The sequence below is a fragment of the Synechococcus sp. R70.1 genome, from assembly GCF_047461675.1.
In the GTDB taxonomy this organism is placed as follows: Bacteria; Cyanobacteriota; Cyanobacteriia; order Thermostichales; family Thermostichaceae; genus Thermostichus.
In genome coordinates this window covers 1-7,250 of record NZ_JANSHR010000093.1, presented here as the reverse complement: position 1 = coordinate 7,250, position 7,250 = coordinate 1, and the positions used below count along the sequence as shown (strand labels likewise).

The following is a 7,250-nucleotide window of genomic DNA, read 5'->3' as shown; positions in this document are numbered from 1 at the left end:
TGGTGGCCTTGTCAGCGCTTCACTACCCTATCCCACACTCACCCCCACCGTCAAGTACCCCCGGGGGGTTTTTTGCCGATAACTGCCTTTACCCTTTGGTGCCTCGCTGAGGAAGCTGGGAAAGTACTTGCTGCCAAAGCTGGGCAGTCCTGAGTCCCCTGCCCTTGACATGTAGCAGGCGGGATCCCTCTGCCTGCAGATGGGGCTCTAGCTGCAGCCAGAGATAGGTTGGAGGCAGGTAAGGGAGGTACTGAGGCCACTCAATGGCAGTGATCCCAACTTGGCCCCAAAGCTCTTCCAGCCCCAGATCTTCTAGAGCCGAAGCCTCTACCTCGCTGGCATGGGCACCAGAGGTAGGCCCTAGGCGATAAAGGTCGCAGTGGAAGAGAGGGATCCGTCCCGTGCGGTATTCCTGCACCAGCACGAAGCTGGGGCTGTCGATGGGCTCAGGGATCTCCAGTCCCTGCCCTAGCCCCTGCACGAAGGTGGTTTTGCCGCTGCCTAGGCCGCCTGCGAGAAGAATGACCAAGCCGGGGGTAGAGTCGATCCCAACCGCTTGGGGGAGGGCAAACTGCTGCCCTGGAGCAGTGAGAAGGCAGGCGGCGGTCTGCCCCAGGAGAGCTGCTAGGGATTGGGTGGCAGCAGCAGACGGCAGTACCAAAGGAGAGGCTTGTTGCCAAAGCCCTTCATCGGTGATCGCCAGATCCGTCATTTGAGATCTCCTTTTCGAGGGGCTGAGTGGGGATCGCTCTCCCCTCCTCTTGCCTAGAAGCGCGTTTTTGAGCTGTCCCTATCAAAGCCAAGCCGACCGCGATGAGGACTAGGCTGACTGCCTGAGCTACCCGCAGGGATCCCAGCATAAGACTGTCGGTGCGCAGGCCCTCGATCCAAAAACGACCAAGGCTGTACCCCACCAGGTAAAAGCCCAAGAGAGTACCGGGAGGAAGCCGGCGCCGGTAGCTCAAAAAGAGTAGGATCCCAAAGAGGCTGAAGTTCCAGAGGGATTCGTACAAAAAGGTGGGGTGGACTCGGGAGCCGTCAGGAAGCTGCAGTTGCACCCATAGACGACTATTCGGAGGCAACGCCTCTCCATAGGCCTCGTTGTTGAAGAAGTTGCCCCAGCGTCCAATCCCCTGGCCAAGGCTGAGAGAAGGAACGATGCAGTCGGCCAGCAGCCAAAAGTTTAGCCGCTGTTGGCGGGCAAACAGGTAGAGGGCTATACTGCCGCCGAGCAAAGCGCCGTGGATGGCCATGCCTCCCTGCCAGAGGGCCAAAACCTTCCACCAAGGGCCATGGCGGTAGCGCTCCCACTCAAAGGCCACATAGTACAGGCGGGCAAGAGGCAGGGATCCCACCACCAGCCACGGCAGCAGGTTGGGCATGACATCCGGGGAAAGGCCACGCCGCTCTGCCAGGTGGCGAGCTAGAACAAGGCCCAGAACAGTGGATAAGCCAATCAGCAGGCCATACCAGCGCAGACTAAAGGGCCCCCAACTGAACACCAGTGGGCCGGGGGATTGTAAGACCAAAGTCGTGAACACAGGAGCCTTCCTGAGTGGATCCTTTAGCCCACTCTACCCATCCCCCGCCCCCCCGCTCCAGCCGCAAGCTGAGGGAGAGAACAGGGATCCGCCTAGGCCAAGGGAACGGCAATGCTAGAATGCAGGCTCAACTTCTCACCGCCACGAGTGGGGGAGGGTGCGGGTTATGGCCCAAGGCAAAGCTGCTGCCGTAAACAATGGGGACGACTTGGAGAGGCTAAAAGCAGAGAAACGCAAGGCGCTGGAGCAGGTCCTGGGCCAGATCGAGCGGAATTTTGGAAAGGGGGCAATCATGCGCCTGGGGGATGCTGCCCAGATACGGGTGGAGACCATCCCCAGCGGTGCTCTTACCCTTGATTTGGCTTTGGGCGGCGGCTACCCCAAGGGGCGCATCATTGAAATCTTTGGGCCGGAGTCGTCGGGGAAAACCTCGCTGGCCCTGCACGCCATTGCCGAGGTGCAAAAACAAGGGGGAACGGCTGCTTTTGTCGATGCGGAGCATGCCTTGGATCCAGCCTACGCGGCAGCCTTGGGGGTGGATATCCAGAATCTGCTGATTTCCCAGCCGGACACGGGAGAGGTTGCCCTAGAAATTGTCGATCAGCTGGTGCGCTCTGCGGCTGTGGATATTGTCGTGGTGGATTCAGTGGCGGCGCTGGTCCCTCGGGCCGAGCTGGAGGGAGAGATGGGAGATGCCCAGCTAGGGCTGCAGGCCCGCCTGATGAGCCAAGCCCTGCGCAAGATTGCGGGCAGCGTTAGCAAGACAGGCTCGATCGTTCTCTTCCTCAATCAGTTGCGCTCCAAAATTGGTGGCGTCGGCTACGGTCCCCAGGAAACCACCACGGGCGGCAATGCCCTCAAGTTCTATGCCTCAGTACGGCTAGATATTCGCCGCGTGCAAACTCTGAAAAAAGGTGCAGAAGAATACGGGATCCGAGCGCGGGTTAAGGTGGTGAAGAACAAGGTCGCTCCCCCGTTTCGGCGGGCGGAATTTGACATCATTTTTGGCCAAGGGATCTCCAATGTCGGCTGCATTATTGACCTAGCCGAGGAGATGGGCATTCTTAAGCGGCGCGGCTCTTGGTATAGCTACAAGGAAGAAAACATTGCCCAAGGGCGAGACAATTTGGTTCTTTTCCTAAAGAAAAACACGCAGCTACTGGCGGAGGTAGAAGCGGCTGTGCGCGAAAAACTTTCGGCAGGAGTGCCGGTTTCTACTAGCTATCCAGCAGGAGTAGGGGAAGGAGAGCAGGAAGAGGAAGCAGCCTTTGCAGAGGAGGAGCTCTGGGAGAGCAGCTAAGCACTTCCCCACTGGGCTCGCCGCTGGCGCAGGGCCTCGTAGAGCAGTAGCCCTCCCGCCATGGCCACGTTGAGGGAGTCGACGCCCTCGGCCATAGGGATCCGCACTTGGGCATTGGCCTGCTGGATGGTTGCTTCCCTCAAGCCCGACCCTTCGTTGCCCAGGAGAAAGAGGGTGGGGCAGGTGAGGTCTTGATCCCAGTAACAGGTGGCGCTGGGGGAGAGGGTAGCAGCCAAGACTTGGATGCCGTGGCGGCGACAGGCCTGGATCCAGCTAGCCAAGTCGGGCAAAACCCGCGGCGGGCAGCGAAACCACTGGCCGGCAGAAGCCCGCAGGACTTTGGGGTTTTCGGGATCAACGCTGTCTGCGCTTAGCCAGAGGCCATCGGCTCCTGCAGCAGCTACGGCGCGAATCAGAGCTCCCAAATTGCCTGGATCTTGCAGGGTTTCTACCACAAGGCCCAGGTGTACCCCCGACAAGGGAGGAGAGGGGATCGGCTGGCTGACAGCCACCGCCACAACTCCCTCCGGAGACTCGGTTGTCGAGAGCGCCGCCATCACCTCCAAGCTGACGGCCTGCCGCCGCAGATCCTTGGGTAGGCTGGCCAGCAAGTGAGGGTGACGCTCAGCCCACTCGGGCGTGTAGCAGAGAGCTTGGAGGGGCCAGCCAACTCGCAGGGCCTCTTCGACGAGGTGGGATCCCTCTACCAAGAAGGCGCCCTGTTCCTGCCGGCCCTTGCTGCGGTGCAACTGCCGCAACTTGCGGATCCAGGGGTTTTTGGGGCTGGTGAGCAGCTCAGAAGCCATAGGGAGGATCTAATCGCAGCGGCGCAGCCGTTGGATAAAAAACCCATCCCGATCTTGCCGGTGAGGCCAGATGAGCAAGGGATCCCCTTCTGGCGCCCAATAGGGATGGGTCTTGAGGAAAGACTGGATGACTCCCTCGTTTTCAGCAGGGTGCAGCGTGCAGGTGGCATACACCAACAGCCCGCCCGGCTTCAGCCAACGGCCTGCCACTTGCAGAAGCTGAGCTTGCAACTGGGCCAACTCGGCAATCCGCTCGGGGGTTTGTCGCCAGCGAGCGTCAGCACGGCGGTGCAGGGTGCCTAGACCAGAGCAAGGGGCATCCAGCAGCACGCGATCGGCGCTTTGCCATGGGGGCAAGGGGGCAGGGGGTTGGGCAGCGGCGCTCAGGGTCAGCAGGTCGATGGCCAGGGGACGGATCGAGCTCAAGCCCAAGCGCTGCACATTTTCCTCCAAGCGGCGCAGGCGGTGGGGGTGGCGATCCAAAGCCCAAATCTCGCCGCGATCCTGCATCCGCTCGGCTATGTGCGTGGTCTTGCCCCCCGGAGCGGCACAGCAGTCAATGACCCGTTCCCCCGGCTGAGGATCCAGGCAGTGCACCACCTGCTGAGCACTGGCGTCCTGAACGCTCCACCAGCCCTCGGCAAAGCCAGGTAGGGTTCGAATATCGCCGGCAGGATGTCCTAGCCGCAGAGCGCCTGGCACGTCGGGGAGAGGGGTAGCCGGGATCCCCACGGCTGCAAAGGCTTGGCTAACCTTGTCGATCCCTGCCCGCAGGGGGTTAACCCGCAGATCCAGATGGGGCGGCTGGTTAAACCAAGCGCACAAGGCTTCGGTTTCAGCCGGCCCTAGGCGCTCCCACCACAGACGCACCAGCCAGTCGGGAAAGCTGTGCCGGATCCCCAAGGCCTGAATGGGATCGGCAGGCAGCCTTTCCTGCAGGGGCTGGAGGGGATCCCTTTCCGGCTGCGCTAGCACCTGGCGCTGGTAGGCGCGCAAGATGGCGTTCACCACCCCTGCTAGCGATCCCAGACCCACTTGGCGGGCCAGTTCCACACTGGTGTGGATGGCGGCCCTGGGCGGGATGTGATCCAAAAAGGCCAGTTGGTAAAGGCCAAGGTGGAGAATGAGCCGCAAGTCGGGGGGCTGCTTGGAAGCAGGGTGGCGGGCGAAGCAGTCAATCAGGGCATCGAGGGTGCGGCGACGGCGGGTAACACCGTACACCAGCTCGCTGACCAGGTGGCAGTCGGCAGGGCTCAGGTGGCTGCGGGCCAACAGCTGCTCTAGCACGACGTCAGCGTAGGCGTTGTGTCGCTCAATCTTCTGCAAGGCCAACAGAGCCAGTTGACGCGCGTTCATGCTCGCCCCGCCAGGCTTTTTGTTCCTGGGCGATACTGGAGAAGCTCCCTAAGGGATCTCATCATGCCTTACAGCAGCGCCTTTCTAGAGGTAATCCCCGCCATTGACCTCCTCCAGGGCCGCGCTGTGCGCCTCTACCAGGGGGATTACGCCCAAGCCGAGCAGGTGGCTGCTGACCCCATCCACCAGGCCGAGGTGTGGGCGGCCCAGGGTGCTCCTCGCCTGCACGTGGTAGATCTGGACGGGGCCAGAAGTGGGGATCCGGTTAACCTCCCCATGATCGAGCGCATTGTCCGCCGGGTAGCCATCCCGGTCCAGGTGGGGGGTGGGATCCGATCCCTGGAGCGGGCGCGGCAGTTGCTGGATCTGGGAGTGGATCGGGTAATTGTCGGCACTGTGGCTGTAGAGGATCCCAAGACCCTAGAGGCGATGACCCAGGTCCTGCCTGGTCGGATTTGGGTGGGGATCGACGCCCGCCAAGGGCAAGTGGCCACCCGCGGCTGGCTGAGTACTACGCCTCTACAGGCCACTGAACTGGTGCAGCAAGTGGAAGCTCAGGGAGCTGCTGGGATCATCTACACCGACATCAGCCGGGATGGCACCCTAGCTGGGCCCAACCTGGAGCAGTTGCGCCAGATCCTGGCTGTTTCCCGCCTGCCTGTCATCGCTTCTGGGGGGATCGGCTCGCTCACCGACTTGCTTGCCCTACTCGGCTTGCCCGGCTTGGCGGGAGCTATTTTGGGCAAAGCCCTTTACTCGGGGGCCATCTCCCTGCCAGAGGCGTTGCGCGCGGTGGGGCCGGGCCGCTGGCAGGATCTGCCTCCGGAAACCAACTTCCTATGGGCTTAGGTATCGAGCAAAGCTCCTCCTGGCCTAGCTTTGCCATACTGGGTAAACCGATAGGCAGCTGCCTGCAGCCCCGAGAGAACCTTGCCCTGACGCTGTCCATCCTACTTCCCACCGGTTATGTCCTTTCCCGCCCTGCGCCCTGCCGTTCAAGCCCTCCAGCCGGAGCTGGTGGCCTGGCGGCGCCACCTGCACAAATACCCAGAGCTGGGCTTTCAGGAAAAGCAAACTGCCGCCTACCTCAGCTGGCGCCTAAGAAGTTGGGGGATCCCGCACCAAACCGGCATTGCCGGCACTGGCATTGTAGCCACCATTCCAGGAGAAGAGCCAGGGCCGGTCTTGGCGCTGCGGGCCGACATGGACGCCCTGCCCATCCACGAAGCCAATGAGGTGGAGTACCGTTCCACCGTCCCCAACGTCATGCACGCCTGTGGCCATGACGGCCATATGGCTATCGCCCTAGGCACGGCTAAGCTGCTACAGCAGCACCGCCACCGCCTCAGAGGTACTGTCAAGGTCATCTTTCAGCCCGCCGAGGAGGGCCCCGGTGGCGCCAAGCCAATGGTAGAAGCGGGGGTGCTGAAGAACCCGGATGTAGAAGCCCTCCTAGCTCTCCATCTGTGGAATAACCGTCCGCTGGGCACCATTGGCGTCAAAAGCGGCCCCTTGATGGCCTTTGCCGATCGCTTTCACATCGAGGTCATTGGGCGAGGTGGCCATGCTGCCCTTCCCCAGCAGACGGTGGATGCGATTGTGGTGGGAGCCCACATCGTGAGCGCTTTGCAAACCATCGTCTCCCGCAATGTGGATCCGCTGCAGCCAGCCGTGGTAACAGTAGGCCGGTTCCGCGCTGGCGACACTTTCAATGTCATTGCCCCTAGGGCTGAGATTTGGGGCACTGTGCGCAGCTTTCAGCTAGAGGTGCGGGAGCTAATTGCAAAGCGCATAGAAGAAATCGTGGCCGGCATTTGCCAGGCTCACGGAGCCACCTACAAGTTTCAGTACGAGCGGGGCTATCCAGCAGTTGAAAACGATCCCAGGCTAACAGCTCTCGTAGAACAAGCTGCCCGGCAGGTATTCGGCCCAGAGGCCGCCATCCTCCCCGAGATGACCATGGGGGGTGAGGACGTCTCGTTTTTCTTCAACGAGGTTCCTGGCTGCTACTTCTTCCTGGGATCTGCTAACCCTGCCAAGGGGCTGGACTACCCTCACCACCACCCCCGCTTTGATTTTGATGAGGCTGCCCTCAGCCTCGGCGTGGAGCTGTTTCTGCGCTGCATTGAAAACTACACTGGAAAGCGCATTCTGGAGTAAGTAGCAGCGAGACAGCTTGTAACATGGAGTCCGCTAGGGTTCTCCTCTAGTCCTTGATTCACCGGACAATTGGCCACTTTGTGGCAT

The 7,250-nt window shown here is 61.3% G+C and carries 7 protein-coding genes; 3 read left to right on the top strand and 4 right to left on the bottom strand.

All coding sequences use genetic code 11. The features are described 5' to 3' along the window. Positions 1-88 precede the first annotated feature (88 nt). Positions 89-712: a tRNA (adenosine(37)-N6)-threonylcarbamoyltransferase complex ATPase subunit type 1 TsaE gene (gene tsaE / locus NW807_RS09950; protein WP_414426004.1), complete on the bottom strand. Its 624-nt coding sequence runs from the start codon at positions 710-712 to the stop codon at positions 89-91. Next, complete coding sequence (gene lgt, locus NW807_RS09945; protein ID WP_414426003.1) at positions 687-1,541, bottom strand: prolipoprotein diacylglyceryl transferase; 855 nt, start codon at positions 1,539-1,541, stop codon at positions 687-689. The genes tsaE and lgt overlap by 26 nt, the downstream gene beginning before the upstream one ends. Positions 1,542-1,707: 166 nt before the next feature. On the opposite strand from lgt, the gene recA reads away from it, so the two are divergent. After that, positions 1,708-2,841: a recombinase RecA gene (recA, locus tag NW807_RS09940; RefSeq protein WP_414405779.1), complete on the top strand. Its 1,134-nt coding sequence runs from the start codon at positions 1,708-1,710 to the stop codon at positions 2,839-2,841. Here recA and NW807_RS09935 read toward each other — a convergent pair. Both NW807_RS09935 and NW807_RS09930 read right to left on the bottom strand, forming a co-directional pair. Continuing rightward, entirely contained in the window at positions 2,838-3,647 is an 810-nt protein-coding gene (locus NW807_RS09935; RefSeq protein WP_414426002.1) for a TrmH family RNA methyltransferase, read from the bottom strand. The genes recA and NW807_RS09935 overlap by 4 nt on opposite strands. Positions 3,648-3,656: 9 nt before the next feature. Next, positions 3,657-5,003: a 16S rRNA (cytosine(967)-C(5))-methyltransferase gene (locus NW807_RS09930; RefSeq protein ID WP_414426001.1), complete on the bottom strand. Its 1,347-nt coding sequence runs from the start codon at positions 5,001-5,003 to the stop codon at positions 3,657-3,659. A gap of 63 nt (positions 5,004-5,066) precedes the next feature. Between NW807_RS09930 and hisA the strand changes: the two genes are divergently transcribed. Both hisA and NW807_RS09920 read left to right on the top strand, forming a co-directional pair. Further along, entirely contained in the window at positions 5,067-5,852 is a 786-nt protein-coding gene (gene hisA / locus NW807_RS09925; protein WP_414426000.1) for a 1-(5-phosphoribosyl)-5-[(5-phosphoribosylamino)methylideneamino]imidazole-4-carboxamide isomerase, read from the top strand. A 117-nt stretch (positions 5,853-5,969) separates the two neighbouring features. Further along, positions 5,970-7,163: a M20 metallopeptidase family protein gene (locus tag NW807_RS09920; protein ID WP_414396633.1), complete on the top strand. Its 1,194-nt coding sequence runs from the start codon at positions 5,970-5,972 to the stop codon at positions 7,161-7,163. Positions 7,164-7,250: the final 87 nt, after the last annotated feature.

What these genes read in the sequence shown, in the direction of transcription:
- tsaE (WP_414426004.1), bottom strand. Translation starts at nt 712, where the DNA reads ATGACGGATCTGGCGATCACCGATGAAGGGCTTTGGCAACAAGCCTCT.
- recA (WP_414405779.1), top strand. Translation starts at nt 1,708, where the DNA reads ATGGCCCAAGGCAAAGCTGCTGCCGTAAACAATGGGGACGACTTGGAG.
- NW807_RS09935 (WP_414426002.1), bottom strand. Translation starts at nt 3,647, where the DNA reads ATGGCTTCTGAGCTGCTCACCAGCCCCAAAAACCCCTGGATCCGCAAG.
- NW807_RS09930 (WP_414426001.1), bottom strand. Translation starts at nt 5,003, where the DNA reads ATGAACGCGCGTCAACTGGCTCTGTTGGCCTTGCAGAAGATTGAGCGA.
- hisA (WP_414426000.1), top strand. Translation starts at nt 5,067, where the DNA reads ATGCCTTACAGCAGCGCCTTTCTAGAGGTAATCCCCGCCATTGACCTC.
- NW807_RS09920 (WP_414396633.1), top strand. Translation starts at nt 5,970, where the DNA reads ATGTCCTTTCCCGCCCTGCGCCCTGCCGTTCAAGCCCTCCAGCCGGAG.